This window comes from Bordetella ansorpii, assembly GCF_900078315.1.
Taxonomy (GTDB): domain Bacteria; phylum Pseudomonadota; class Gammaproteobacteria; order Burkholderiales; family Burkholderiaceae_B; genus Bordetella; species Bordetella ansorpii.
The window spans coordinates 159,485-184,101 of sequence record NZ_FKBS01000017.1; the positions used below are offsets into that span (position 1 = coordinate 159,485).

Below are 24,617 nucleotides of genomic sequence, written 5' to 3' on the forward strand. Positions count from 1 at the left end.
GGATCGGCGGCATGGCTGTACGATAGGCGCATCGTGGCATGGTTAGAAGCGCCACAACAACCACAAATCATAGAGCCATGACGCCGCCGCCCACCCTGCTCGATGCGCCATTGCGGCCGGCGTCCGCCGGCGGCCCGCTGCAACGCCAGCTGCTGCACCGGCTGAAGCCGTCCATCCTGGATGGCTGCCTGCCGCCCGGCGCACGCCTGCCGGCCTCCCGCGAACTGGCCGCGCAGCTGGGCATCTCGCGCAATACGGTGCTGATCGTCTACGAACACCTGGCAGCCGAAGGATATGTGCTGGCCGACCGCCAGGGCACGCGCGTGGCGCAACTGGCGGCGTCGCCGGCCACAGCCGGACGAGCGGCGGCCTCGACCGCGCAGGCAGGCGCCAGGAAGGAAATGGCGCAGCCGCCCTGGGCGGCTTCTGCCGGCCGCCAGGCCGACCGGGAGGTCGCCGCGCCCGGCGCGGGCCTCTCGTCCCGCGCGGCGGCTGCGCCCGACAGCCCGACGCCGCGCATGGCCGCGCGCGTGGCCAAGCTCTCGCCCTCCTTTGCCGCCGGCGAAAGCGGTCTGCCGCTGCGACCGGGCACCCCCGCCCTGTCGCGCTTTCCCGCCGCCGCGTGGCGCCGTTCGCTGGATCGCGCCTTGCGCGCCGCCCCCACCGCCACGCTGGGCTATGGCCCGCCGGCGGGCGAACCGGCGCTGCGCGCGGCCATCGCCACCCACCTGAGCGTGTCGCGCGGCGTACGCTGCCTGCCCGACCAGGTGGTCATCACCGACGGCGCGCAGGAAGCCATCAACCTGTGCGTGCGGTTGCTGGCCGACCCTGGCGAGACCGGCTGGATCGAGAATCCCGGCTATCGCGGCGCCAGAAGCGCTTTCCGGGCGGCGGACCTGCGCATCGTGCCGGTGCCCGTCGACGCCGAGGGCCTGGCCGCCCACCCGGCGCTATGGCGCGACGTCCCGCCCCGGCTGATCTACACCAGTCCTTCGCACCAGTATCCGACCGGCGCCGTACTGAGCGCCGCGCGGCGGCTCGACCTGATCGCCCGCGCCGCCGCGCACGATGCCTGGATCATCGAGGACGACTACGACAGCGAGTTCCGCCATCACGGCGAACCCATCGCCGCCATGCAGGGCATGGTGTCGGACGCCCCCGTGCTGTACGTGGGCACCTTCAGCAAGACCCTGTTTCCCGCGCTGCGGCTGGGCTTTGCCGTCCTGCCGCCGGCCATCGCGCGGCAGGCCGAGGCGGCGCTGGGCGAGCTGCTGCGCGGCGGCCACCGGCATGCCCAGCTGGCCCTGGCCGACTTCATCGACAGCGGCCAGTTCGCACGGCACCTGGGACGGATGCGGCGCCTGTACCGCCAGCGGCAGCAGGCCTTGCGCGCGGCGCTGAGCGCGCACCTGCCGGTGGAGCACGAGGTGCTCGGCGGTCATGGCGGCCTGCACCTGACGCTGCGCCTGCCGGCGGGCTATCCTGACCAGGAGATCGCGCGGGCGGCGCAGCGGCTGGGGATGGCGCCGACGCCGCTGTCGGCGTTCGCGCTGGAAGAAGGCACGGCCGGCAACGGGCTGGTGCTGGGGTATGGGAATACGCCGATCGAGCGCATCGACGCGCTGGTGAAGCAGCTGGCGGCGCTGATCCGGCCGCGATGACATGCGCGGTCCGAAGCCACGGCGCGATTCTCCGTCACGGAGAAGGAAGGGCTCGCCTTGAGGAGGACGGCCGGCATGAGCGGCACGCGAGTCTTGGGGAATGGGCCGGTGAACGCGGCACGCCCGCATCACCGCGGTTTCAGCGCGTTTCCGGCCGTGCGCGGGACGGCGCGCTGTCAGCTTCAGCGCCCTAAGATCGATGCCATGCCGGGCGCCGTGCCCGCCAGATTTCTGGAAATCCATCATGCGTCTGCTGCTGTGCTGCGCCCTCTTCATCACCGCCCTGGGTGCCGCGCAGGCCGAGGGCGTGGGCCGTATCGCGCCAGGCCGCCTGGCCATCGACGGCCCCCAGGGCCAGGGCACCGCCGCGCTGCAGTTGTCCGCCGACTGGGACCAGCCGCATCCGGAAATCGAGCGCGCCGTCATCATCGTGCACGGCAAGCTGCGCAATGCCAGGACCTACTTCGACTCCGGATTGCAGGCTGCCCGCGCGGCCGGCGCCCAATCGAGCACCCTGCTGATCGCCCCGCAGTTCCTGGCCACGCCCGACGTGGCGCGTCACCACCTGCCCGACACGCTGCTGCGCTGGACGCCGCGCGGCTGGATGAGCGGCCTGCCCGCGCAAGGCCCCGCGCCGCTGAGCAGCTTCGCCGTGTTCGACGCCATCCTGGCCCGCCTGGCCGACCGGACGCATCTGCCCAATCTGCGCGAAGTCGTCATCGCCGGCCATTCGGGCGGCGGCCAGGTGGTGCAGCGCTATGCGGTGCTCGGCCAGGGCGGACAGGCGCTGGCGGACGCGGGCATCGCGCTGCGCTACGTGGTGGCCAATCCCTCTTCGTATGCCTACTTCAACGCGGACCGGCCACAGGCGGTGGATGCGAAATCCTGCCCCGGCTTCGATACCTGGAAGTACGGCATGCGGCACCTGCCGCCCTACGCCGGCCACGCCGACGCCGCTGCGCTGGAGCAGCGCTATGCGCAGCGGCGCGTCACCTATCTGCTGGGCGAGAAGGACACCGACCCCGACCATCCGGCGCTGGACAAGGGTTGCGAGGCCGAGGCGCAGGGGCCTTTCCGGCTGGCGCGTGGCCAGAGCTACTTCCAGTATCTGCAGAAGCGGCATCCCCAGGGGCTGGCGCAGCGGGTGGTGACCGTGCCCGGCGTGGGGCACAGCGGCAAGGGGATGTTCAATTCGCCGCAGGGCCAGGCGGCCTTGTTCGGCGAGCCGGTGCAATCGGGCCCGTAGCAGCGGCGAGCCAACGCCACGCCCCACTACCCTCTGCGCCGCCGGCGCCACAGCACGGCATACACGACGGCATTCCCCGCCACCACCAGCGCGCCCAGCACCGCCTGCACGCTGCGCGTGATGCCCTGCGGATAGACGAAACCCAGCAGGTAATGCGCGATGAAGCCGTCCGGGTAGCCCTGCTGGCCGGCCAGCACGCGGAAGTGGTTTTCCAGGTAGGTCAGCGGGCAGATCGCGCCCAGGAACATGATGCCCGCGCCCCACGCCGCGGCCGGCAGGTGCAGCCAGGCCACCCTGGGCCAGCGCAGCGCCAGCAGGCCGCCCAGCGCCACGAACAGGATGAACGCCGCATGCACGGCCAGGGTCAGGTCCGCCAGCAGCCGGTAGTCCATGACGCCTGGGCCGTGGGCGAGACCGCCCTCAGCCCCCTCCGATCAGCCCGCCCAGCAGCAGCAGGGCCAGGAACAGCCAGAAGATGCCGGCGATGATGGAACGCCGCATGAAGGCCCGCAGCGCCGTCCACAGCAGCAGCAGGCCCAGCAGCAACAGGGCGAAGTTGAAGACCGACGGTCCCATGCCCAAGGCCCGGGCCATGCCCGCGAAAAAATCGGCCAGGGCCGTGCCCAGCCCACCGAACACCGCCTGCAAGGCGTCGACGATGACGCGGATGGCGCCACCCAGGAAAGCGCCGAGGGTTCCGAAAAAACTGTCTTCCGTCTGCATGCTGCTCCGTCGAGGCGGTCGTGAATCCGGTCTTTATATCCCATCCGGCCTGTCATGCCGACCAGCGGCCACGGCGAAACGGGGTTTAATACGCAAGTCTGATACGTTTTGCAGAACAATCACGCATCACGGCGCCGCAGCGCCGGAAGGATCACCATGGATTTCGATTTCGACCTGTATGTCATCGGCGCCGGCTCGGGCGGTGTGCGCGCCTCGCGCTTCGCGGCCGGTTACGGCGCGCGCGTGGCGGTCGCCGAGAGCCGCTACCTGGGCGGCACCTGCGTCAACGTGGGCTGCGTGCCCAAGAAGCTGCTGGTCTACGGCTCGTCGTACGCCGACGACTTCGACAATGCCCCGGGCTTCGGCTGGACGCTGGACAAGCCCTCGTTCGACTGGGCAACGCTGATCGCCAACAAGAACCGCGAGATCGAACGCCTGAACGGCATCTACCGCAACCTGCTGGTCAACAGCGGCGTGGCGCTGCACGAGGGCCATGCCCGCATCGTCGACCCGCATACAGTAGAGATCAACGGCGCCCGCCACACCGCCGCCAACATCCTGGTCGGCACCGGCGGCTGGCCCATCGTGCCCGACCTGCCGGGCAAGGAACACATCATCACCTCGAACGAGGCCTTCTACCTGAAGGAGCTGCCGCGCCGCGTGGCGGTGGTGGGCGGCGGCTACATCGCCGTCGAATTCGCCTCGATCTTCCACGGCATGGGCGCGCAGGTCACGCAGCTGTACCGGGGCGAACTGTTCCTGCGCGGCTTCGACGGCGGCATCCGCGAGCACCTGCGCGACGAACTGCGCAGGAAGGGCCTGGACCTGCGCTTCAACGCCGATCCGGCCCGCATCGACCGCCAGCAAGACGGCTCGCTGCGCGTCACGCTGAAGACGGGCGAACACATCGACACCGACTGCGTGTTCTACGCCACCGGCCGCCGCGCCATGGTCGACGGCCTGGGCCTGGAGAACACCGGCGTCGAACTGGACGAGCAGGGTTTCATCAAGGTCGACGAGGAATACCGCACCACCGAGCCGTCCATCTACGCGCTGGGCGACGTGATCAACCGCGTGCCGCTGACGCCGGTGGCGCTGGCCGAGGGCATGGCCATCGCGCGCCGCCTGTTCCGCCCCGAGGAATACCGCAAGGTCGACTACAGCCTGATCCCCACGGCCGTGTTCAGCCTGCCCAACATCGGCACCGTGGGCCTGACGACGGAAGACGCGCAGGCGGCCGGCTACAAGGTGCGCCTGTTCGAAAGCCGCTTCCGCCCCATGAAGCTGACGCTGACCGGCTCGCAGGAGAAGACCCTGATGAAGCTGGTCGTGGACGCCGACACCGACCGCGTGCTGGGCTGCCACATGGTCGGGCCGGACGCGGGCGAGATCGTGCAGGGCATCGCCATTGCGCTGAAGGCGGGCGCCACCAAGCGCGTGTTCGACGAGACCATCGGCATCCATCCCACGGCGGCCGAGGAGTTCGTCACGATGCGCACGGCGGTGGCCTAAGGCGCGAACGCGTGGCGCCTGGGCGCCGGGACAACTTTCCCGTCCGGCAGCAAAACCGCCACGGGCGGGCGCATACTGGCGGGCAGCGCCGCGGCGGCGCCATCGGAACAGAATCCGTCGCCGTGGCCGATACAGTTCGCGGCTATCGTCGCGCCTATCCGTCCGTCGCTCTTGCCCGCCATGCCCGACCTCACCACCCTGCTCACCTTCGCCCTGCTGGCCTTCGGCCTGGTCATCACGCCCGGCCCCAACATGATCTACCTGGTCTCGCGCTCGCTGTCGCAGGGACCGCGCGCCGGACTGGTCTCGCTGGGCGGCGTGGCGCTGGGCTTCCTGTTCTACGTGCTGTGCACGGCCTTCGGCCTGACCGCCCTGCTGCTGTCGGTGCCCTATGCCTACGACGCCCTGCGCATCGGCGGCGCCCTCTACCTGCTCTACCTGGCCTGGCAGGCGGTGCGCAGCGGCGGGCATTCGCCCTTCGAGGTGCGCCAACTGCCGCACAGCAACGTGCGCCAGTTGTTCGGCATGGGGCTGGTCACCAGCCTGCTCAATCCCAAGATCGCCATGTTCTACGTGTCGCTGTTGCCGCAGTTCATCGATCCCTCGCGCGGCAGCGTGCTGGGCCAGGCGCTGACGCTGGGCTTCACGCAGGTCACCATCAGCGTGTGCGTCAACGGCATGATCGCCCTCAGCGCGGGCAGCATCGCCGGTTTCCTGTCGCGCCGCCCCCTGTGGCTGGCCACCCAGCGCTGGCTGATGGGCACGGTGCTGGCCGGCCTGGCGGTGCGGCTGGCGCTGGATTCGCGCCGTTGAGGCCGCCCGGCATCATTTCCAAGAAAAGGAGACATCCATGTCGTTCGAAACCTGGCTTGCCTTCGTGGCCGCCTCGGCCGTGCTGCTCGTCATTCCGGGGCCGACCCTTCTGACCGTCATCAGCTATTCCACCACCCATGGCAGACGCGCCCGGCTGCCGCTGGTGGCCGGCGTGGCGCTCGGCGACGCCACCGCCCTGTTGCTGTCGCTGCTGGGGGTGGGCGCGCTGCTGGCCGCCTCGGCGTTCTGGTTCACCGTCGTCAAGACCGTGGGCGGCCTGTATCTGCTGTATCTGGGCATCAAGCTGCTGCGCGCCGGCGCGGCCCCCATCGAGTCGCGGGCACCGGCCGTCCTGGCGTCCCGCTGGAAAGTGTTCGGCAGCACCTACCTGGTGACGGCGCTCAATCCCAAGGGCATCATTTTCTTCATCGCCTTCCTGCCGCAGTTCATCCGGCCGGAGGCGCCCGCCGCCCCGCAGCTCTGGGTGCTCTCGCTGACGTTCGTGGCGATGGGCACGCTCAACGCCACGCTGTACGCCGCCTTCGCTGCCCAGGCAAGGCGCCTGCTGGCGTCGCCGAGCGCGCAGCGTCGTTTCCACCTGGCAGGCGGCTCGCTGCTGAGCGTGGCGGGGCTATGGGCGTTGGCCGCCAGGCGCTGAGGCAAGGGCCGCGGTCCCCATGACCCGTCCCTGGCAAGGACCCCGTCCGGTCCCACGCGCCCGCAATGCGATAATCCCGGCGATGCGCGCGCGCCGCGCGCCGGAGACATTGCCGTGACCCGTATCGACGATCCCACCCGCGACCACGAAGTCGGCCAAGCCGACGCCACCCAGGACACCACCCGCATCGACGACGTGCGCATCGGCGCCGTGCGTCCCTTGATCTCGCCCGCCCTGCTGCTGGACGAACTGCCCGTGTCCGACGCGCTGCTGGCGCAGGTGGAGGCCGGCCGCGCCCGCATCGCCGACGTGCTGCATGGCCGCGACGACCGCCTGATCGCCGTGGTGGGCCCCTGTTCCATTCACGATCACGCGCAGGCCATGGAATACGCGCGCCACCTGAAGCAGGCGGCCGAGGCCCTGTCGCGGGACCTGCTGATCGTGATGCGGGTGTACTTCGAGAAGCCCCGCACCACTGTGGGCTGGAAGGGCTACATCAACGATCCGCGCCTGGACGGCAGCTTCCGCATCAACGAGGGCCTGCGCCGCGCCCGCGAACTGCTGCTGGAGATCGGCGGCCTGGGCCTGCCGGTGGGCACCGAATTCCTCGACCTGCTCAGCCCGCAGTTCATCGCCGACCTGGTCGCCTGGGGCGCCATCGGTGCACGCACCACCGAAAGCCAGAGCCACCGCCAGTTGGCCTCGGGCCTGAGCTGCCCGCTGGGCTTCAAGAACGGCACCGACGGCGGCATCCAGGTAGCGGCCGACGCCATCGTGGCCTCGCGCGCCAGCCACGCCTTCATGGGCATGACCAAGATGGGCATGGCCGCCATCTTCGAAACCCGAGGTAACGACGACACGCACGTCATCCTGCGCGGCGGCAAGCAAGGCACCAACTACGACCGCGCCAGCATCGACGCCTGCTGCGCCGCGCTCCAGAAGGCCGGCCTGCCCCCGCAGGTCATGGTCGACTGCTCGCACGCCAACTCCAACAAGTCGCACGAGCGCCAGGTGGACGTGGCGCGCGACCTGGCCGGCCAGATTTCGGCGGGCGACCGCCGTATCGTCGGCGTGATGATCGAGAGCCACCTGGAAGGCGGCCGCCAGGACCTGAAGCCGGGCGTGCCGCTGCGCCACGGCGTGTCCATCACCGACGCCTGCCTGGGCTGGACGCAGACCGAGCCGGTGCTGCACGAGCTGGCCGCCGCCGTGCGTGCGCGCCGCGGCGCGGCAGGCTGATACCCATCCGGGGCGGATACGGGCGCGGCGCACGCGGCCGGCCTCGCCGGCCACCGGGCGCTGTTTACGGCCGTCGCTTACGCCGTCGCGAACCGTAACACCCGGGGGGGACGTCCCAGAGGGCCGAGCCGTCATCCTTCCACTATCATGACGATTCGGTTTCACCTGGTACGACGAAGGAGCCCCCATGATCCGGAAATTGATTTCCGTCGCGCTGCTGGCCGGTCTGGCCGCTTGCGGCGCCCCCGGCGCGCAGCGCACGAGCGGCACGACCGCCGCTTCCTCCAGCCCATCCGCATCCAGCGCGGCGGCAAGCAATACCCCCACCCCCAGCACAGGCTCCAGCAGCGCCCGGCAGGTATGCGATTCCCAGCGGGTCCAGAACATGGTGGGCCAGACCTACTCCGACAGCGTGGGCAAGTCGCTGCTCGACAGTTCCGGCTCCAAGACCGCCCGCGTGCTCAAGCCGGGCCAGGTCATGACGATGGAATACGACGAAAGCCGCCTGAACGTCATCCTGAACGGCAGCGGCGCCATCGACGCGCTGCGCTGCGGATAAAGCCGCTTTTCCCCTGCCCCATGCCCGCCCGACAGAATCAGGCAAGAATCAGGCAGTAATCGGCATTGCGGTGCAACACGTGGATTTCCTATCCTACCCGGACGGTCGCGGCCCCTGGCCGCCGTCCGGAAAAAGGCCCTCAGGAACAGGAAATCCGCCATGCTCACTCTCGATATCAACGGCAGGACCACGTCGCTGGACGTGCCCGCGCAAATGCCGCTGCTCTGGGCGCTGCGTGACGTCGCGGACCTGACCGGCACCAAGTACGGCTGCGGCGGCGCCCAGTGCGGCGCCTGCACCGTCCACGCGGACGGCCATCCCATCCAATCCTGCGTCACCCCCACGTCCGCCGTGCGCGGCCGGCGCATCGTCACCATCGAAGGCGTCGGCGCCGACAGGGTTGGGCAAGCCGTGCAGCACGCCTGGCGCGAACTGGACGTGGCGCAATGCGGCTTCTGCCAATCCGGCCAGATCATGTCGGCGGTCTCCTTGCTGCGCCGCCACCCCCACCCCTCCGACGCGCAGATCGACCAGGCGATGCGCGGCAATCTGTGCCGCTGCGCCACCTACGTGCGCATCCGGGCAGCCATCCACCACGCCGCCGCGGCACTGGACTGATTCCGCGGCACACCGCGCCTGGTCCGCGGCAGGCAGGTCCCCGCACAGCAGCACAGCACTGCCAGCCGCCCCAGTGGCGGCCCCACCCATTGCCCCAAGGAGCGCGCATGGACAGCGATGTCGTCTTGCCGGAACACTCGATTCACAATGTCAGCCGCCGCCGCTTCATGCCCGCGGCCGGCGGACTGGTGCTGGGCCTGAACATCGGCCAGGCCGGCCCGCGCGAGGCCGCGCAGACCGCCGCCCGCTCGCCGAATGCCTTCGTGCGCGTCGGCAAGGACGGCTGGGTCACCGTGCTGGCCAAGCACCTGGATGCCGACCAGGGCGCGCACACCGGGCTGGCCACGCTGGTGGCGGAAGAGCTGGACGCCGACTGGCGCCAGGTCCGCGTGGAGGGCTCGCCCGCCCAGGCCGGCGCCGGACGCAACGGTTCGATGGCCGAGTCGTATCTGCCGATCCGCCGCGCCGGCGCCATCGCGCGGGCGATGCTGGTGCAGGCCGCCGCGCAGCAATGGCGCGTGCCCGCCGGCGAGATCGTCATCCGCGACGGCATCGTGCGTCACCCGCACAGCCAGCGCCAGGCGGGCATCGGCCACCTGGCCGCGGCCGCCGCCGCCCTGCCCGCGCCGCAGGATCCCGTCCTGAAGGCGCCCGCCGACTTTCAGCTGATCGGCAAGGAAGGCGTCGGCCGAGCCGACAACCCCGCCAAGACCAACGGCACGGCGGTCTTCACGCAGGACTTCAAGCTGCCCGGCATGCTGGTGGCCGTGGCCGCGCGTGCGCCTCGCCCGGGCGCCCGGCTGGCCGGCTACGACGGACAGGCCGCCCGGGGCGTGGCCGGCGTACGCGCCGTGGTCGAGATCCCCGCCACGCCGCAGCATCCCGCCGTGGTCGCCGTGCTGGCCGAGAACACCTGGGCCGCGCGCCTGGGCCGCGACGCCTTGCAGGCGCGATGGCAAGAGGGCTCGCCGCACGAGCAGGCCCTGGCCGATCCGCTGGACGGCTACCGCGCCGCGGTCGGCCAGCCGGGCCTGGCCGTCACGCAGGAAGGCGACGTGGACGCCGCCTTCGCCAGTGCGGCAAGCGTCATCGAAGCCGATTTCCTCCAACCCTTGGCCGTGCAGGCCGCCATGGAGCCGCTCAGTTGCCTGGTCAGGCTGGAGGAACGCCGCTGCGACATCTGGAACGGCGAACCGGTCGACCCCGCCGACCAGGCGGCGATCGCCCGCTACCTCAAGGTACCCGTCGGCGGCGTCACCGTGACCGCGCTGCATGCGGGCGGCAACGCCGGCCCGCGCCGGGGCGCGCAGGCCGGCTACCTGATCGAGGCCGTCGCCCTGGCCAGCGCGGCGCGCCGTCAGGGACTGGACGTGCCCATCAAGCTGACGTGGACGCGGGAAGACGACTTGCATGGCGGACATGTCCGGCCCATGCGCCTGCAGCGCGCGCGCCTGGCGCTGGATGCCGCGGGAACCCCGCTGGCCTGGCATGTGCGACACGCCGGGCTGTCCCGTCAGGCCGACCCGGCGCAGGGCGCGGCTCGCGTCGACCCGCCTTACGCCGCGCCGCACCAGCGCGTCGAGCAATGCTCGCCGCCAGACGGCGACATCCCCGCCTGGTACCGATCCGACGGCCAGGCCCCCGTGGCGTTCGCCGCCGAAACCCTGATAGACCAGGCCGCCCTGGCCGCCGGACGCGATCCGGTGGCCTACCGCGCGGGGCTGCTGGCCGGGCAGCCCCGCCATGCCCGCGCGCTGGCGATGGCCGCGCAACAGGCGGATTGGGGCCGGCCGCTGCCCCGCACCATCCCGAACACCCGGCGCGGCCGTGGCGTGGCGCTGCATGCCGCCTGCGGCACCGTGATGGCGCTGGTGGCCGAGGTCACGGTGCGGCCCTGCGGCACCCTGAAGGTCGACCGCGTGGTGTGCGCGGTAGACTGCGGCGTGGCGATCAACCCCGGTGTGCTGCGCGCCCAGCTGGAAGGCGCCATTGGCGCCGGCCTGGCGAATTGCCTGCACGGACTCTCGTGGGCGGACAGCGAGGCCCAGCAGGACCGTTTCCACGACTCCCCCGTTCTGCGCATGGACGAGATGCCGAGGGTCGAGATGCATATCGTGCCCTCGTCAGAGGCCCCCGCTGCCGGCGTAGGTGCAGTCGCCGCCGCCGCCGTGGCGCCCGCCGTGGGCAACGCGCTGCATGCCGCCACCGCGCAACGCTTGCATACACTGCCCTTCAGTACCAAGATGGACATGCCCGCTCCTGGCGTGGTGCCTTTCATGCCGGCAGCCCCCGCCGTCGCGCGGCAGCAGGCGTACGGCGCCCCCTTGCCTGGCCGTACGGCAAGCCACCGCGGCGCGGACTCCGAAAAACGCCCCCAGGAACTCGAAACCGGCGCCCTCGCCGCGTAAGGACAAAGCTCGATGAGCGCCGAACTGGCCACCCTGCGGCTACCCGCCGCCCACACGCCCACGCTGCCCGCCCTCCAGGAACTGGCGGCCCTGATCGGCCGCCACATGCAGGCCGATGGCTCGTCCCTCACGCCCATCCCCGGGCTGACCTTCCATCGCGCCTCGGCGCCGGCCGAGAAAACGCACGGCGTCGCGCGGCCCGCGCTCGGCGTGCTGGCCCAAGGCGCCAAGCGCGTCGAACTGGGCGACGAGGTGCACGAATACACCACCGAGCGCTATCTGCTGACCTCGGTGGACCTGCCGGTGGCCTCGCGCGTCACCCTGGCCAGCAGCGGCACGCCGTATCTGTCGATGACGCTGGACCTGGACACGCAGCGTATCGCCGACCTGATGACGCAGTTGGGCGCCCCCACGCGCGCCGAGGGCGGACAGGCGCCGCGCGGGATGGCCACCGCACCGATAGAACAGGGCCTGATCTCCACGCTGCTGCGGCTGGTCAGCCTGCTGGATACGCCGGACGACATCCCGATACTGGCGCCGCTGATCGAGCGCGAGATCCACTATCGCCTGCTCAAGGGCGAGCTGGGCCAGCGCCTGTGCCACATCGTGTTGAACCACGGCGCGATGAGCCAGATCTCGCGCGCCATCGACTGGTTGAAGCGCAACTATTGCGAGCCGTTGCGCATCGAGGACCTGGCGCAGCGCGTGAACATGAGCGCCTCCTCGCTGCACCACCACTTCAAGTCGCTGACGGCGATGAGTCCGCTGCAGTATCAGAAGCAGTTGCGGCTGCACGAGGCGCGCCGCCTGATGCTGGCCGAAATGCTGGATGCCGGCACGGCCGCGCATCGGGTGGGATACGAAAGCGCCTCGCAGTTCAGCCGGGAATACAGCCGGCTGTATGGGGCGCCGCCCTTGCGGGACGTGGGCAGGTTGCGCCGGGCGGTATAGGCGCGGCAGCAGGCAGCCCGCTCATTCCTCGCCGCCCCGCCGCGCCTGCGACAGCGCAATGGTCAGTTGCGCCACCTTCTTCTTCAGCGCGTCGCGCTCCTGGGTCAGCTCGGCCACGCGCTGCGCCAGCTTGGTCAACGCCGCCGGATACTCCTCGGCGTTCTCGGGCAACGGCGGCAACTCGGGCGGGTCCGGCAGGGGCTTCGCCGCGGCGGCCAGGGCGCGGGCTTCGCGCGCGGCCTCGCGCAGCGACTTGGCGCCGCCCACCGCCGCCGCGGCCTGGCGCTCGGGGGGCAAGGTGGAGACGGCAGCCGCCGCATTGATCGACAATCCCCCCGACTGCACCGCGCGCAGCACCTCCGGCGCGGCCTGCTTGCGGATTTTCTCGATCTGCCCCAGCGCGATGCTGCTCAGGCGGGCTTCGCGCGCCATGGCCTGGCGCGACGGCACCGGCACGGCAGCGGCCGTGCGGGCGGCCTGCAGGGCATGGGACACGGGCGCGGGGCCGTCGCCCGCGCTCTCTTCCCAAGGGGCGGTCGGGTCGCCCACCGGAGCCTGCGCAACCTCCGCGGCCTGCCCGGCCGGATCCGCGGGCGCTGCCTGCGCCCGCATCTCGAGGATCTCTTTCTTGCGCAGCACCAGCACGCCGCGCTGGAAATCCGAGACGCTGCGGCGGCCCAGATGATTCTCGATCATCCACAGCCGCACGTCGTCCATGCTGCGAAAGCGCTCGTTCTGCACGGTGCGGTACGGGATGCCGTGCTTCGTGCAGATCTCGTAGCGGTTGTGTCCGTCGATCAGCAGGTCGCCCCACAGCACCAGGGCGTCGCGGCAGCCCTCTGCCAGGATGCTGCGCTCCAGCGTGGTGTACTCATCCGGGGTCAGCGGCTCGATATAGGCGCGCAGTTCTTCTTCGATACGTATCGTCGTCATCTTCAGCAAATCAATCGTGTAGGTTCCGCACGACGCGCGGGACCGCTCAGGCGTCGTCGGCCGCCGAGGACAGGCCCTGCAACGCATCCTGGATGGCCCGCAGGCGCGCCACCGGATCGTCCAGGCCCAGCAGGCGCGCCTTCTCGAAAGGCCGCAACTGCAGCAGTTCGGCCCAGCGGTCGGCCACCCAGCCGCACTCGTCCAGCCGGAACGGCGGCGCCAGCGGCATGGAAGCGGCCGGCACGCCGTCGCGCTGCATGCCCGCGATCAGCTGGCCCAGCGCATCGGCGCTGGGCTGCAGTTCGCGGGGCACCTCCGCTTCGGCAGGCTGGGGCAAGGGCTCGGCCTGGCCCATCCACAATCCATACTGCGCCCGCCGCGCCGACACCAGGCGAAAGCGCGTGGTGCCGGTGCATGCCAACTGCAGCAGGGCCGGCATGGGCGCCTCGCACTGGTCGATGCGCGCCATGGTGCCGACCGTGGCCAGCGTCTCGCTGCCTTCGGGCGTACGCACCTCGTTGCCGGCCAGCAGCACCACCACGCCGAATTCGGCGCCCTCGGCCATGCAGCGCCGGATCATGTCGAGGTAGCGCACCTCGAACACGCGCAGGTGCAGCACGCCAGCCGGAAACAGCGCGTTGGAAAGCGGAAACAGGGGAATCTCGGCCATCCCGGAATGATGACATGAAAGCGCCCCCGGGATGGCGTTATCGTTGCAAATCATCGGGTTGCCTTTCACGGCCATGACCCGTCCAACACAGGCAGGCGTGCGCCGCATCCCCCGGCCGCGCCGCAAGAGGGAGACAGGCATGACGCACGGCATCGAAGGCCGCAAACGCTGGTGGGCGCTGACCGTCCTGTGCCTGGGGGTGCTGATGATCGTGCTGGACACGACCATCGTCAACGTGGCCCTGCCCTCCATCCGCGACGACCTGCGCTTCACCGAAACCTCGCTGGTCTGGGTGGTCAATGCGTACATGCTCACCTTCGGCGGCTTCCTGCTGCTGGGCGGACGGCTGGGCGACCTGCTGGGACATCGCCGCGTGTTCCTGGCGGGCCTCACGCTGTTCACCGTGGCGTCGCTGGCCTGTGGCCTGGCCGGCTCGCAGCACATGCTGGTGGCCGCCCGGGCCGTGCAGGGGCTGGGCGGCGCGGTGGTGTCGGCGGTCTCGCTGTCGCTCATCATGACGCTGTTCACCGAACCCGGCGAACGCGCCCGCGCGATGGGTGTGTACGGCTTCGTCTGTGCCGGCGGCGGCAGCATCGGCGTGCTGCTGGGCGGCCTGCTGACCAGCTCGCTCAGCTGGCACTGGATCTTCCTGGTCAACCTGCCCATCGGCGTGGCCGTCTACGCGCTGAGCCTGGTCCTGTTGCCGCGTGCGCCGGGCCAGGCGGCCGGCACGCGGCTGGACGTGGGCGGGGCGATCACCGTCACCGTCGCGCTGATGCTGGCGGTGTACGCCGTGGTCGGCGGCAACGAGGCCGGCTGGACGTCTGCGCAATCCATCGGCCTGCTGGCGGCCGCCGCCGGGCTGTTCGCGGCCTTCCTGGTCATCGAATCCCGCGTGGCCGCGCCGCTGATGCCGCTGTCGCTGTTCAGGCTGCGCAACGTGGCGGCGGCCAACGTCATCGGCGTGCTGTGGGCGGCCGGCATGTTCGCCTGGTTCTTCATATCGGCCCTGTACCTGCAACAGGTGCTGGGCTATGACGCGATGGGCGTGGGCCTGGCCTTCCTGCCCGCCAACCTGATCATGGCGGTATTCTCGCTGGGCCTGTCGGCCAGGCTGGTGATGCGGCTGGGCATCCGCGTGCCCCTGGGCGGCGGGCTGCTGATCGCGGCGGTGGGCCTGCTGCTGTTTGCCCGGGCGCCGGCGGGCGGCGGCTTCGTCATGGACGTGCTGCCGGGGATGCTGCTGCTGGGCCTGGGCGGCGGCATCGCCTTCAATCCCCTGCTGCTGGCCGCGATGAGCGACGTCGACTCCCATGAGTCCGGCCTGGCTTCGGGCGTGGTGAACACCGCATTCATGATGGGCGGGGCGCTGGGCCTGGCGGTGCTGGCCAGCCTGGCCGCGGCCCGCACCGGTCAGGCGCTGGCTGGCGGCGCCGCGCAGACCGTGGCCCTGAACGCGGGCTACCAGCTGGCCTTCGGCGTGGGCGCCGCCTTTGCCGGGCTGGCCGGCGTGCTGGCCCTGGCGCTGGTGCGCACCCGCAATCACATGATGTCATCCCATTCCGGCGGGGCGGCGTAGCGCCGGCCCCGCCTCAACCAGGAGAAGCACGATGGACTACCAAGGCAGCTGTCATTGCGGCGCGATCTCGTTCGACGTCAGCGGCGACATCCAGGGCGCGATGCAATGCAATTGTTCGATCTGCGTGCGCAAGGGCGCGCTGATGTGGTTCGTGCCGAGGCAGGCGCTGCAGGTGCGCGCGGCACCGGATGCAATCGGCACCTACACGTTCAACAAACACGTCATCAAGCACAATTTCTGCAGGACGTGCGGCATCCATCCGTATGGCGAGGGCGCGATGCCGGACGGCACCGCCATGGCGGCGATCAACCTGCGCTGCCTGGAAGGCCTGGACCTGTCGAAAATTCCCGTGCAGCACTACGACGGGCGCGCCGTGTAGTACATGAGGGGCGGGAAGGGAGGCCGCTCACGCGGCGCGGCGTCCCTGCCCCGTGCCTCAACGGCCCGCGGCCTCGCGGATCTTCTTGTCGGTGTTGTACTGGCTGAGCGCATAGACGGCCCACAGCGCCGCGGGGATCCAGCCGATCAGCGTGAGCTGAAGAATCAGGCAGATGACGCCCGCGATCGGACGGCCGATCGTGAAGAAAACCAGAAAGGGCAGGAAAATCGCCAGAAGCAGTCGCATGTCGGAATATCGGCTGAGATAAGGCTGCCGGCGCGCACCGCGAGCCGGCGGGCCTGCGAGGAAGCAGGCACCGCCGCCATGATATCGGAAGGAGGATGCCCGCCAGCGGCGCCTGGACGAAACCCAGCATGGTCCGGACACGCCAGCGAACGTGGCGCCCGCTGCCGACCGCCAGGCCTCAGCGCCCCAGCGGCTCGCGCTGCATCAGGTACTCCGGGCCGACCGTCTGCAACACGCGGAAACCCAGCCGTTCGTACAGCCGGCGCGCGGGGTTGGCGTGCAGCACCGACAGGCGTACGGCCAGGCCGTCCCGGTCGGCGGATTCCAGCAGCACGCCCAGCACGCGGGCGCCCACGCCCTGCCCTTGCCATGCCGGCGCCACCTGCACCTGTTGCACGTACCAGTGATCCGGCTCGCGAAATGCCTTGAACAGGCCCGCGGGCTGGCCATCCAGAAGGATCACCTGGGCGGCGTCCCAATGCAGGCGCAAGCGCGCCAGATGCGCGTCATCGTCGTCGGGCAGGCCCGCCTGGCGCATGTGCGGTCCCATAGTGTGCTTGCGCAGTTCCAGCAGGAACGCGAGGTCTTCTTCGGTGGCCGGGCGCAGGATCAGGGTCTGGGCGGGGTCGGTCATGGGGCGCTGCTCCGGAGCGGTAACGGGGCCGGACCACCCGGACACCCCGGCCGTCATGCTACCCGAGGCGTCCATTCCCCAGGCTGAAACGCATTGCATCACCTTTGCGTGCAGCGACAGGCACAGGCGTCTCCCAGCGCGGTAAAGTGGGCTATCCGCCGGGGCAGACGCGCATTCTCGCCGCCCGCCCCGGCCCAGGAGCCACATCATGCGCACCTCGAAAATTCTCTGCCGCACCGCCATCGCGGCATTGCTCGTCTCTCTCGCCACCCCCGCCCTGGCCGATCGCGGCCATCATGGCGGCGGATGGGGCGGCCGCCATGGCGGCGGTTGGGGCCATCACGGCGGCTACGGCCATCGCTATCACGGCGGCGGCGGCGGTTCCGACGGCTGGTGGATCGGCGGCGCCCTGGCGCTGGTGGCCACGGGCCTGGTGCTGGCCGCGGCCAACAACGATACGCCCGACTATCCGCCGTCGGGCTCGTACTCGTACACGCAGCCGTCGTATGCGCAGCCCGAAACCGGCTTCTACTACGACTCGCCGCCGCCCGTCGCGTACTCGGTGCCGGAAGGCAGCTACACGCGGCCCGTACCCGTGCCGCAGGCCCCGGCGCCGGTGTACACGCCGCCTCCCGTGCAACAGCAATACCAGCAACCTCAGTATCAACAGCCGCAAACGCAGCAGCCGCGCCAACCCGTGGCGGCGCCCCGCACCGTGTCCAATGCGCCGGATCAGTACCAATGCCAGCGCTACGCGGTGAACTACAGCGGTTACGATCCGGCCAGCCCGTCGGCATGGTCGACGGGGGTCGGCGTGGACAGCTACAACCGGGCGCTGCAAAGCTGCCTGGCGGGCGGGCAGCCGGGCTGAGCCGGATTCGAATCGGCCTGGGCTGGGAGCAGATTCGTATTGGCCTGCGTCGATCACGCGCGGACTGCGCTTGAAGAAAGCCGTTCACGTTACAACGCACGGCTTGCGCACCGTCATGCGGGATCCCGCGCCATCCTCGAATGACGCGGGCCGCGTCACTTACGGCTTGCTCACGTCGAACACCTGTTTCTGCTGCGACGGCCCGAACGACAGCCACGTGCCTTGCAGGCCCTGCTGCTCGACCCCGGGCTTGCTCCAGTCGCACACTCCTTCCGGAAAGATCCCTTGCAGGCGCGTCAGTTGCGCACCCGACAGCGCGACTGCGTAATCCGCGGGATCGATCGGCTTCAACTGGCATTTGACGATGTCGTCGGCCAAAGGTCCGCCCGCCACCATGCGCGGCGTGGTGCCGGCCGGATAGAGCGTGTTGCACTGGCCGCCGCCCGAGGGCGTGGACGGCTCCTCGATCTTGGCCCCGCCGGCATCCCAGCACGCATCCACCAGATCGGCCGGCTTGGCGTCGATGATGCGTTGCGCCTTGGTGCTTTCCGGATCGCCTTCCCTGGCCGCCATCAGCCACGTATCCATGATGTCGAACAGATTGACGGGCACCGTGCCCGGTCCGAGCATGACGTGATTGTCGAAGCTGCCGTTGGCCTTCTTCAGGCGTTCCCGCACCGAGTACGAGTGGATCTTGTTGTGGATGTCGCCCCCGACCGCATTGTCGAAATAGTCGCGCCGCTCCAGAATCGCCGTGCCGGCCAGCCCGCCGCCGCCATTGGTGATGCGGCCCGACTGATAGGCGCGCCGGATGGCCGGCAGGTCGCCGGTGGTGCGCTGCGCCGTCGGTTTCAGGTCGGCATCCAGGCCGCCGATGTTCTCGTTCAGATCCAGGAACTCGTCGGCGGTGATCGCCCCCGAATTGAAGGCCAGCAGCCCGTACTGCACGCCCACGTTGTCGATGGGCCGCAGCGCGAAACCGCGCTCGTCCTTGCCGTACACGTTGACAGTGTGGTCGTACACCGTGGCGCGCGACCCCGTGGGATTGTTGACGGGGTCGTACTTCAGCTCGACCGGAAAGTTCGACGGAAAAGACACGACCGGATCCAGGCGGCCCGCGCTGCCGCTCATCGCGGCGATGTTGCCTACCTGCAGGTAGCCCGAAATGGCCTTCTTCTTGTCGTCGCTGTAGGTCAGGCCGCCTGTCCGATTGAAATAGTTGTTCAGCAGCCGGGAATCGAAGACCTTGAACAGCGTGGCCGAGGTCACGTCCGGGAACACCGAATTGACGATGATGCCGTCGAACAGGCCGGGATAGTTGTCCGAGGTCTGGAAGCTCTGGTATGCCCCGCCCGAGCCGCCCGTGCCGATGGTGTAGGTCGGCACGCCATAGGCCTCGATGAAGCGCTCCTTGGTCATGGCCACCGTCTCGGAGGACAGCAGGTCGTTGCAGTTGGAGCCGAAGATGTTCAGCGTGGACGTCACCGCGGCATAGCCGCGCTGCATCCATTGGTCGTCGATCAGCGAACCGAAGGTGGCGCCCTGCGTGTACCACCCGCCCTGGCAGCCGCCGCCCAGCGGATAGATCAGCTTGCCGTTCCAGCCCGCCGAACGCTTGTCGGGGCCGATGGGACCATCCACGAGCGGATCGTGCAACATGGCCGACTGATAGATGCCCCGGTTGATCGTGCCCGTTTCCAGCCGCACCAGATAGGCCACGCGGCGCTCGGTGGGCTTGCCCGCGTCGATGGTCAGGTAGCTCATGTCGGCGGGATGCTGAGTGGGATTGTTCCAGCGCGTATTGCCGCCCGTCGTCTTGCGGTAGAAGTAGTCGATGCGCGTGTTGGCCGAGCAATCGGCATCCAGCGGGCCATCCAGCGTGCCGCCCCCCAGGCGCCCGAACGTGGTCAGCGTGCACGAGAACGGCCGCTGGTGCGGCCCCGAGAACATCGGGCCGGTGATGGGATAGGTGGTCACGGTCAGCGTGCCCGACGCATCCCCCGCCGAGGCCTGCAGCGTGTTGTCGCCCAGGTCCATCGCCTCGACCAGTCCTTGCCAGCGGCCCTGCCCCTGATCGGTGAAGGCCTTCGAGACGTTGTTGCCATTGAGCGTCACGGTCGGCGGGCCGCTCACGCCATCGGGCAACTGCACCTGCACCAACGCGTCGCCGCCGCTGACGTACTCGGGCGGCGACGAGACCGTGGTCAGCGACAAGGACCGGCCGGCGGGCGGCGGCGTGGTCTGGTCGTCGTCATCGTCGTCGCTGCCGCCGCAGCCTGCCGCCAGCACGGCGACGACGCCGGCCAGCAGCACGTTCCTGGCCTGGCCATAGGCCCCGCGTCTTCCTTGGTTCTCGGGCATGTCTTCCTCTTTCTCGTCTTGTGGGTAAAACGGATGCCGGGAATGCGGGCATGCCTGCCGGGCGCGCATGGCGAACCGATGCGCGCGGGCGCGCGCGGCTGCGCTGCCGGCGGCGGCAATGCGCGTGAACGGGCGCATGCCTGCATGATGTCTCCTCCGCACGGCGCCTGCCTGTCGTGGCGGCGCCGGTCCCATTGGCTTGTTCGAATAGTCTGGCCTGGGGATCATGCCCCGCGCGACAGGGCGTCGAGGCGGACGGCATGCCCAGGCTGCGGTTTACTCTAGCGCAAGGTCGCGTGAGCAGATGTTCGAAAATTTTTCAGGCTGAACCAGGATGTCCCGCGCACGAGACGCTACGCGGCGCGCGCGGCCCTGCGCACGGCCTGCGGCGGCTGGCCGTACACGCGCAGGAAGGCGCGCCGCATGCGCTCGGCATCCTCGAAACCCACATGGCGGGCCACGGTTTCGATGGCGGCGCCGCCGTCCTCGATCTGCGCGCGCGCCGCTTCGGCGCGGATGCGCTCCACCGCCTTGGCGGGCGTCTGCCCGGTCTCGGCCTTGAAGGCGCGGATGAACTGGCGCGGGCTGAGGCACGCGACCTCGGCCAGCGTATCCACCGTCAGCGCCGCGGTCAGGTGCGCGCCGATGTAGTCCATCACCGCGCGCATGCGTTCGCTTTGCGGCGCCAGGTCTTGCAGCGTCGAAAACTGCGACTGCCCGCCCGTGCGGCGGTGATACACCACCATCTCGCGCGCCACCGCGCGGGCCAGCTCCGCGCCCAGGTCGGCTTCGACCATGGCCAGCGCCAGGTCGATGCCGGCGCTGATGCCGGCCGACGTCCAGATCCCGCCGTCTCGCACGAAGATGCGGTCGCTGTCCACGCGCAGCGCGGGATAACGGCGCTGCAGCTCCACGGCGTGGCGCCAATGCGTGGTGACGCGCCGCCCGTCCAGCACGCCCGCGGCGGCGAGCAGGAAGGCGCCGGTACACACGCTGCAGAGGCGGCGGCGCGCGGCCATGGCAGCCTGCAGGTGCCGCAGCAACCCTGGTGACGGCGGCGACGTGCGCGTGCCACGGCCGCCCGGCACCATCAGCGTGCCGGCCGCCGAGCCGCGCCAGGATTGCGTGGCCACCTCGACACCGCAGGTGCTGGCAACACGGCCGCCACGCTCGGACACCAGCGTGACCGCGTAGGCCGGTCCGCGCCGCGCGGGCGCCAGATCGGACGCCATGCCGAACACGGACACGGGCCCGGCCATGTCCAGTAGCTGGAAACCAGGAACCAGCAGCACATCGATTGCGCGCGTCATGTCGTTTATCGAGGGAAATATGTCATTTACGTCATAGTGTCCCTGCGTAGAGTCGAGGCTGTCAATCACACCCGGAATCATCTGGCATGTCCGCTTCCACGCTTTCTTCGTCCCCGGGGGCTCCGGGCAGTCCGGCCGGGCCGCGGTCGGCCGGGCCGCAACCGTCCGATCGCGGCCCGACCGAATCCCCCCAAGGAAGACACAATGCCTGGGTGCTGGCCATCTGCCAGGGGCTGTTCACTGCCGCCATCTCCATCGACCTGACCCTGACCGCCCTCACGGGCCACATGCTGGCGCCCGACAAGGCCTTGGCCACCCTGCCCTTCGCGCTGATCACCGTGGCGGGCGCGGTGGTCACCTGGTTCGCTGCCCAACTGATGCAGCGCATCGGGCGGCGCGCGGGTTTCGTGCTGGGCGCGGTGAGCGGCTGCGCGGGCGGCCTGATCTCGGTATGGGCCGTATTCCATTCGTTGTTCTGGGTGTTCTGCGCGGGCACGGCGCTGGTCGGCGTGTTCCAGGCTTTCGCGCAGTACTACCGCCTGGCCGCGGCCGACGCCGTGCCGGCACAGGCCAAGAGCCGCGCCATCTCCACCGTGCTGGCCGGCGGCGTGATCGCCGCGTTGGCCGGACCGGCGCTGGCCGCCTGGAGCAAGGACCTGTTTCCCGTGGCGTTGTTCGCGGGCGCATACCTCATGGTGGCGCTGCTGGGCCTGGCCTCGGCCATGCTGCTGGCGCTGGCCTATCGCGATGGGGAGGCCGCGGCAACGGCCGACGTGGCGGCCGAGCCGGCGCGGCCATTGCGTGAGGTCGCGCGCCAGCCCATCTTCGTGGCCGCCGCCGCCAACAACGTGGTCGGGTCGGTCTCGATGATGTTCATCATGACCGCCGCCCCCTTGGCCGCCGTGGCCTGCCATCACAGCATCGACGATGGCGCGGGCATCATGCAGTGGCATCTGGTCGGCATGTATGCGCCCGCCTTCTTCGCGGGCGCGCTGATCCGCCGCGTGGGACTGGCGCCGGTGCTGGGCACGGGCATGGCGCTGAACGTGGCCTGCTCGCTCATCGCCATGTCCTCGCCGTCGCTGCCGGCGTTCTACGCCGCCCTGTTCTGCCTCGGCGTGGGCTGGAACTTCATGTTCGTGGGCGGCACCACGCTGCTGGCGCAATCCTATCGCCCCGCGGAACGGGCGCGCGCGCAAGGCACGGCCGAGCTGCTGCGCTACGCCTTCACGGCCGCGGCCACGCTCGGCGCGGGGCCGTTGCTGGACCGGTATGGCTGGGAGGCGCTGAACGCCGCCATGCTGCCGGTCGTGGCATTGGCGGCAGCCATGACGGCATGGTGGGTGTGGTCCGAGCGGCGCGCAGGCAGGCGAGTGGCGGCGTAGTGCCCGCAGGCGCGCCGGCAGTCACGGCGCCTGACGCAAACCACATGCGTTGTGCGCGGCCCGGCCGCCTGCGCGAAGCCGTTCGAGGGGATAGCGGCCTCCCTTCGCGAATCATTCACGCACGAATGGAAGCGTGACAGGCCGAAGATCCCCGGAGAGACTGCGTCCGCCCCCCTTTTCAGGAGACCTCTCTTGCCGGACGCTTTCCCTTCCAATCCTTACCTGCTTCAAGATGCTATCATTGATAGCAATCTTTGGAGAACGTACATGGGCAGCCTTATCGTGCGTGGCGTCGACGACGCCCTTATCCAGACGCTGCGCGAGCAAGCCGCGGCCAACGGCCGCAGCGCAGAAGCCGAGCACCGCGACATCCTGGCCCGAGCCCTGCTGCAATCCCCGCGACGCAGCCTGGCCGACGTGCTGGCCGCCATGCCAGACGTGGGCCGAGACGCCGACTTCGCGCGCCACGAAGACCCCGACGGTGCGCCGCATGTATTTGATTGACACCAACGTCATCAGCGAGGCCCGCAAGGGGGCGCGCGCCAATGCGGGGGTCCGGACGTTCCTGAAGACGGCCGCCCAGGCCGACGCCGCGCTGTTCCTGTCGGTGGTCACGGTGGGCGAACTGCGGCGCGGCGTCGATCTGCTGCGTCATCGCGGCGATGCCCCGCAAGCGGCATCGCTCGAAAACTGGCTGGCGCGCCTGTCGGCAGACTTTGCCCGACGCATCTTGCCCGTCGATGCCGACGTGGCCCAGGTGTGGGGCCGGCTGCGCGTGCCGCAGCCTCAGCATGCCCTGGACAAGCTCATCGCCGCCACGGCCCTCATCCACGGGCTTACCGTGGTCACCCGCAACACGGCCGATTTCGACGGCCTGGGGGTGCATGTGCTCGACCCATTCAGCGCCTGAGTGCTCTGGCCGCCATCTGCGGCCAGAGCACTACCCCGCGAAGAAGTGCGGGATCGACGACGCCAGCAGCGCCACGCCCGACAGCGTCAGCAGGCTCAGTACGATGCGGCGAAAGGCCACGTCGCTGATCCCCACATACAGGCGCGCGCCCAGCACGGTCGGAATCAGCATGGCCGGCGCCACGATGGCGAACATCGGCAGCATGTCACGGGTGACCGCGCCCGAGACCAGATAGCCCAGCATCGTGAAGGCCAGGGTGGCCAGGTTGAAGTTCTGGATGATGCTGCGCTGCACGTCCTTGTCGAAGCGGCGCAGCGTGCACCACAGCGTGGGGATGACGCCCGAGAAACCGCCCAACCCGCCCATGACCCCGCCGATCACCCCGACCACGCCGTTGGCCGCCGAGCCGCCCACGGTAATGGGCGGCAGGTGTTTCGAGAACAGCATGATCGGGCACCACACCGCCAGCAATATGCCCAGCGCGGCCTTGAAGACATGCACTTCCAGCAGGGGCAGCACGGCCACGCCTATCGGTATGCCGATCAGGCCGCCCAGCAGAAACGGCCCCAGCAGCCGCATGTCGAAACCACGGCGCATCGACACCGCCGCGATGACCTGTCCCGTCAGCCCCCCGAACACCGCCAACACCGCCGCCAGCTTCGGATCGACCGTCCAGGCCCACAACGACATCGACACCATGCTGAAACCAAACCCCGACAAGCCCTGCACGAAGCCCGCCAGGACGGCGCCCGCCGCCACGGCAAAATAGACCGTATCCATCTCCACCCTACATATTGTTTTTTGCCCCGTGCGCCCAGGGCAACATGTCCGGGCTGCGCGGTGGCCAGCGGGCATTGTACGTAGCTCCGGTTCGGACGGAATCGCCCTGCTGACACACCGCCTTGCTACACTGCCCGCCGCGCGAGACCCCATCCCCAAACCCTGCACGCC

Annotated in this window: 25 protein-coding genes; 16 read left to right on the plus strand and 9 right to left on the minus strand. The window is 69.8% G+C overall.

The window, feature by feature from the left end; translation table 11 throughout:
• Window positions 1-77 precede the first annotated feature (77 nt).
• Both pdxR and A7W11_RS15715 read left to right on the plus strand, forming a co-directional pair.
• On the plus strand, window positions 78-1,661 hold the full coding sequence (pdxR, locus tag A7W11_RS15710; protein WP_066414883.1) for a MocR-like pyridoxine biosynthesis transcription factor PdxR: 1,584 nt from the start codon (window positions 78-80) through the stop codon (window positions 1,659-1,661).
• Between the two features lie 244 nt (window positions 1,662-1,905).
• On the plus strand, window positions 1,906-2,907 hold the full coding sequence (locus tag A7W11_RS15715) for a hypothetical protein (protein WP_066414885.1): 1,002 nt from the start codon (window positions 1,906-1,908) through the stop codon (window positions 2,905-2,907).
• A gap of 26 nt (window positions 2,908-2,933) precedes the next feature.
• Here the strand turns inward: A7W11_RS15715 and A7W11_RS15720 are convergent, their stop codons facing one another.
• Both A7W11_RS15720 and A7W11_RS15725 read right to left on the minus strand, forming a co-directional pair.
• On the minus strand, window positions 2,934-3,299 hold the full coding sequence (locus A7W11_RS15720; protein WP_066414889.1) for a DUF2784 domain-containing protein: 366 nt from the start codon (window positions 3,297-3,299) through the stop codon (window positions 2,934-2,936).
• A 28-nt stretch (window positions 3,300-3,327) separates the two neighbouring features.
• The gene (locus A7W11_RS15725) at window positions 3,328-3,630 is read right to left on the minus strand and encodes a hypothetical protein (protein WP_066414891.1); all 303 of its coding nucleotides are present in this window, start codon (window positions 3,628-3,630) and stop codon (window positions 3,328-3,330) included.
• A gap of 156 nt (window positions 3,631-3,786) precedes the next feature.
• Between A7W11_RS15725 and gorA the strand changes: the two genes are divergently transcribed.
• From gorA to A7W11_RS15765, 8 genes are all read left to right on the plus strand, one after another.
• The gene (gene gorA / locus A7W11_RS15730) at window positions 3,787-5,142 is read left to right on the plus strand and encodes a glutathione-disulfide reductase (RefSeq protein WP_066414892.1); all 1,356 of its coding nucleotides are present in this window, start codon (window positions 3,787-3,789) and stop codon (window positions 5,140-5,142) included.
• 180 nt (window positions 5,143-5,322) lie between these two features.
• Window positions 5,323-5,955, plus strand: a complete 633-nt coding sequence (locus tag A7W11_RS15735; RefSeq protein ID WP_066416073.1) for a LysE family translocator — start codon at window positions 5,323-5,325, stop codon at window positions 5,953-5,955.
• A gap of 37 nt (window positions 5,956-5,992) precedes the next feature.
• The gene (locus tag A7W11_RS15740; RefSeq protein WP_066414893.1) at window positions 5,993-6,613 is read left to right on the plus strand and encodes a LysE family translocator; all 621 of its coding nucleotides are present in this window, start codon (window positions 5,993-5,995) and stop codon (window positions 6,611-6,613) included.
• A 114-nt stretch (window positions 6,614-6,727) separates the two neighbouring features.
• Window positions 6,728-7,852 carry a 3-deoxy-7-phosphoheptulonate synthase gene (locus tag A7W11_RS15745; RefSeq protein WP_066414896.1) on the plus strand — a complete coding sequence of 375 codons (1,125 nt, stop codon included), beginning with the start codon at window positions 6,728-6,730 and terminating at the stop codon, window positions 7,850-7,852.
• A gap of 187 nt (window positions 7,853-8,039) precedes the next feature.
• Entirely contained in the window at window positions 8,040-8,411 is a 372-nt protein-coding gene (locus tag A7W11_RS15750; protein ID WP_066414901.1) for an I78 family peptidase inhibitor, read from the plus strand.
• 159 nt (window positions 8,412-8,570) lie between these two features.
• On the plus strand, window positions 8,571-9,029 hold the full coding sequence (locus A7W11_RS15755; RefSeq protein ID WP_066414905.1) for a (2Fe-2S)-binding protein: 459 nt from the start codon (window positions 8,571-8,573) through the stop codon (window positions 9,027-9,029).
• Between the two features lie 107 nt (window positions 9,030-9,136).
• The gene (locus A7W11_RS15760) at window positions 9,137-11,437 is read left to right on the plus strand and encodes a xanthine dehydrogenase family protein molybdopterin-binding subunit (RefSeq protein ID WP_066414908.1); all 2,301 of its coding nucleotides are present in this window, start codon (window positions 9,137-9,139) and stop codon (window positions 11,435-11,437) included.
• A gap of 12 nt (window positions 11,438-11,449) precedes the next feature.
• Window positions 11,450-12,388: an AraC family transcriptional regulator gene (locus tag A7W11_RS15765; protein ID WP_066414911.1), complete on the plus strand. Its 939-nt coding sequence runs from the start codon at window positions 11,450-11,452 to the stop codon at window positions 12,386-12,388.
• Between the two features lie 21 nt (window positions 12,389-12,409).
• On the opposite strand, the gene A7W11_RS15770 is transcribed toward A7W11_RS15765, so the two are convergent.
• Window positions 12,410-13,321 carry a ParB N-terminal domain-containing protein gene (locus A7W11_RS15770; RefSeq protein ID WP_066416074.1) on the minus strand — a complete coding sequence of 304 codons (912 nt, stop codon included), beginning with the start codon at window positions 13,319-13,321 and terminating at the stop codon, window positions 12,410-12,412.
• 46 nt (window positions 13,322-13,367) lie between these two features.
• On the minus strand, window positions 13,368-13,991 hold the full coding sequence (locus A7W11_RS15775) for an LON peptidase substrate-binding domain-containing protein (RefSeq protein WP_066414914.1): 624 nt from the start codon (window positions 13,989-13,991) through the stop codon (window positions 13,368-13,370).
• Window positions 13,992-14,130: 139 nt separating this feature from the next.
• On the opposite strand from A7W11_RS15775, the gene A7W11_RS15780 reads away from it, so the two are divergent.
• Both A7W11_RS15780 and A7W11_RS15785 read left to right on the plus strand, forming a co-directional pair.
• Window positions 14,131-15,570: a DHA2 family efflux MFS transporter permease subunit gene (locus A7W11_RS15780; RefSeq protein ID WP_066414916.1), complete on the plus strand. Its 1,440-nt coding sequence runs from the start codon at window positions 14,131-14,133 to the stop codon at window positions 15,568-15,570.
• A 31-nt stretch (window positions 15,571-15,601) separates the two neighbouring features.
• A complete protein-coding gene (locus A7W11_RS15785; RefSeq protein WP_066414918.1) occupies window positions 15,602-15,949 on the plus strand; it encodes a GFA family protein in 348 nt (115 codons plus the stop codon).
• 57 nt (window positions 15,950-16,006) lie between these two features.
• On the opposite strand, the gene A7W11_RS15790 is transcribed toward A7W11_RS15785, so the two are convergent.
• Both A7W11_RS15790 and A7W11_RS28795 read right to left on the minus strand, forming a co-directional pair.
• A complete protein-coding gene (locus A7W11_RS15790; protein WP_066414921.1) occupies window positions 16,007-16,195 on the minus strand; it encodes a YqaE/Pmp3 family membrane protein in 189 nt (62 codons plus the stop codon).
• A gap of 178 nt (window positions 16,196-16,373) precedes the next feature.
• Window positions 16,374-16,829 (minus strand): GNAT family N-acetyltransferase, encoded by a 456-nt coding sequence (locus A7W11_RS28795; RefSeq protein WP_066414928.1) that lies wholly within the window; start codon window positions 16,827-16,829, stop codon window positions 16,374-16,376.
• Between the two features lie 208 nt (window positions 16,830-17,037).
• Between A7W11_RS28795 and A7W11_RS15800 the strand changes: the two genes are divergently transcribed.
• Window positions 17,038-17,700 (plus strand): hypothetical protein, encoded by a 663-nt coding sequence (locus A7W11_RS15800; protein WP_066414930.1) that lies wholly within the window; start codon window positions 17,038-17,040, stop codon window positions 17,698-17,700.
• A gap of 159 nt (window positions 17,701-17,859) precedes the next feature.
• Here A7W11_RS15800 and A7W11_RS15805 read toward each other — a convergent pair whose 3' ends face one another.
• The gene (locus A7W11_RS15805; protein WP_156523113.1) at window positions 17,860-20,061 is read right to left on the minus strand and encodes a DUF6351 family protein; all 2,202 of its coding nucleotides are present in this window, start codon (window positions 20,059-20,061) and stop codon (window positions 17,860-17,862) included.
• Between the two features lie 353 nt (window positions 20,062-20,414).
• Entirely contained in the window at window positions 20,415-21,371 is a 957-nt protein-coding gene (locus A7W11_RS15810) for a GlxA family transcriptional regulator (RefSeq protein ID WP_066414932.1), read from the minus strand.
• A gap of 86 nt (window positions 21,372-21,457) precedes the next feature.
• Here A7W11_RS15810 and A7W11_RS15815 point away from each other — a divergent pair, with 86 nt between their 5' ends.
• The 3 genes from A7W11_RS15815 to A7W11_RS15825 all read left to right on the plus strand — a co-directional run bounded on the left by A7W11_RS15815 (window position 21,458) and on the right by A7W11_RS15825 (window position 23,666).
• Window positions 21,458-22,756, plus strand: coding sequence for an MFS transporter (locus tag A7W11_RS15815; RefSeq protein ID WP_082887277.1), 1,299 nt, complete (start codon window positions 21,458-21,460; stop codon window positions 22,754-22,756).
• Between the two features lie 267 nt (window positions 22,757-23,023).
• Window positions 23,024-23,260 carry a FitA-like ribbon-helix-helix domain-containing protein gene (locus A7W11_RS15820; RefSeq protein ID WP_066416089.1) on the plus strand — a complete coding sequence of 79 codons (237 nt, stop codon included), beginning with the start codon at window positions 23,024-23,026 and terminating at the stop codon, window positions 23,258-23,260.
• Window positions 23,247-23,666 (plus strand): type II toxin-antitoxin system VapC family toxin, encoded by a 420-nt coding sequence (locus tag A7W11_RS15825; protein ID WP_066414935.1) that lies wholly within the window; start codon window positions 23,247-23,249, stop codon window positions 23,664-23,666. Before A7W11_RS15820 ends, A7W11_RS15825 begins: the two co-directional genes overlap by 14 nt.
• A gap of 30 nt (window positions 23,667-23,696) precedes the next feature.
• Here the strand turns inward: A7W11_RS15825 and A7W11_RS15830 are convergent, their stop codons facing one another.
• Window positions 23,697-24,446 carry a sulfite exporter TauE/SafE family protein gene (locus A7W11_RS15830; RefSeq protein ID WP_066414938.1) on the minus strand — a complete coding sequence of 250 codons (750 nt, stop codon included), beginning with the start codon at window positions 24,444-24,446 and terminating at the stop codon, window positions 23,697-23,699.
• Window positions 24,447-24,617: the final 171 nt, after the last annotated feature.